Source organism: Candidatus Eisenbacteria bacterium (assembly GCA_016867715.1).
Classification (GTDB): Bacteria; Orphanbacterota; Orphanbacteria; order Orphanbacterales; family Orphanbacteraceae; genus VGIW01.
This window is the reverse complement of sequence record VGIW01000172.1, coordinates 1-1513: the sequence shown is the minus strand read 5'-3', so window position 1 is coordinate 1513 and position 1513 is coordinate 1. Positions and strand designations below refer to the sequence as shown.

At 67.7% G+C, this 1513-nt stretch carries 1 protein-coding gene; it reads left to right on the top strand.

Going from position 1 to position 1513, the window contains the following annotated elements:
• A partial coding sequence (locus FJY73_14425) for a hypothetical protein (protein MBM3321855.1) occupies nucleotides 1-1513 on the top strand: 1513 nt, incomplete at both ends.

Below are 1513 nucleotides of genomic sequence, written 5' to 3'. Positions count from 1 at the left end.
CGCGGGGTCGAAGGAGTACGAGGCCGCGAGGGAGCGCCTCGAAGGGCTCCACGCGTTTCATTTTCCGATCGCGTTCCCCGAGGTTTTTCTCCGCGAGAGGCCGGGGTTCGATGCGATCGTGGGGAACCCGCCGTGGCAGGAGGCGACCCTCGAGGAGGACGCTTTCTGGGCGCGGCATTCTCCGGGCCTTCGTTCGCTCCCGCAGCGCGAGCAGGAGGCGGCCAAGTCGAAGCTCCGTCGAGCGAGGCCGGATCTCGTCGCGGAGTATGAGCGGGAGCTCGCGGATGCCGAGGCGATGCGTCGCGCGCTCACCACGGGGCCCTATCCCGGCATGGGGACCGGGGATCCCGATCTCTACAAGGCGTTCTGCTGGCGTTTCTGGAATCTCGCCTGCGAAGACGGAGGCCGGATCGGGGTCGTTCTCCCCCGCTCGGCCCTCGCGGCGAAAGGATCGACGGAGTTTAGACATGAAGTGTTCTCGCACGCCGAGGGTGTGGATGTGACGACGCTCCTCAACACGAAGGGGTGGGTCTTCGACGAGGCGGAGCACCGGTACACCATCGGCCTCGTCGCGATCGGGAGGAGGAAGGCGGAGAAGGGTGTCGTGCGCGAGGCGCGGCCGGTGCGGGTCGCGCTCCGCGGGCCCTACCCGAGCCGCGATCGCTACGAGGCCGGCGTCGCGCGCGAGCCCGCGGTCTTCGACGGCGAGGAGATCCGGAGCTGGAACGACACGGCCTCTCTCCCTCTCCTCCCGAGCGACGAGTCGGTCGAGGTCTTCACGAGGCTTCGCCGGGCGCCTCGGCTCGACCTCGACGACAAAAGATCCTGGCGCGCGCGGCCGCATCGTGAGATGGACGCGACCAACGACAAGAAGCTGATGGACGTGAAGTCCAAAGATCGCCCGAAGGGCTTCTGGCCGGTCTTCAAAGGAGAGTCCTTCGACCTTTGGACTCCCGACACCGGGACCTACTACGCCTGGGCCGACCCGAAGAAGGTGCTCCCGCACTTACAGGAGAAGCGCGCGCGCGGCGCGAGGAACAAGAACTCCCCCTTCTCGGAGTTCGACCCGGCGGTGATCCGCAGCCGGGACACGCTCCCGTGTCTCCATCCCCGGATCGCGTTCCGCCGAATATCGCGTGCCACGGACACCCGGACGTTGCGCGCCGCTCTCGTCCCGCCGGAGATCGTGCTCACAGACGTTGCCCCCTATCTCCTCTGGCCGCGGGGCACCGCCCTCGACGAGGCCTTCCTTCTCGGTGTGGTGGCTTCCCTCATACTCGACTGGTACGCGCGACGGTTCGTCGAAACGCACATGGACTTCCACGTGCTGGATCCCCTCCCCATCCCCCGCCCCCCATCCGACCATCCCCTCCGCCTCCGCGCGATCCTTCTCGCCGGCCGCCTCGCCGCGCCCGACGATCGCTTCGCAGATTGGGCCGAGGAAGTGGGCGTCGAATGCGGCTCCCTCGCCCCCGACGACCAAGAAGACAAGATCCACGAGCTCGACGCCGTC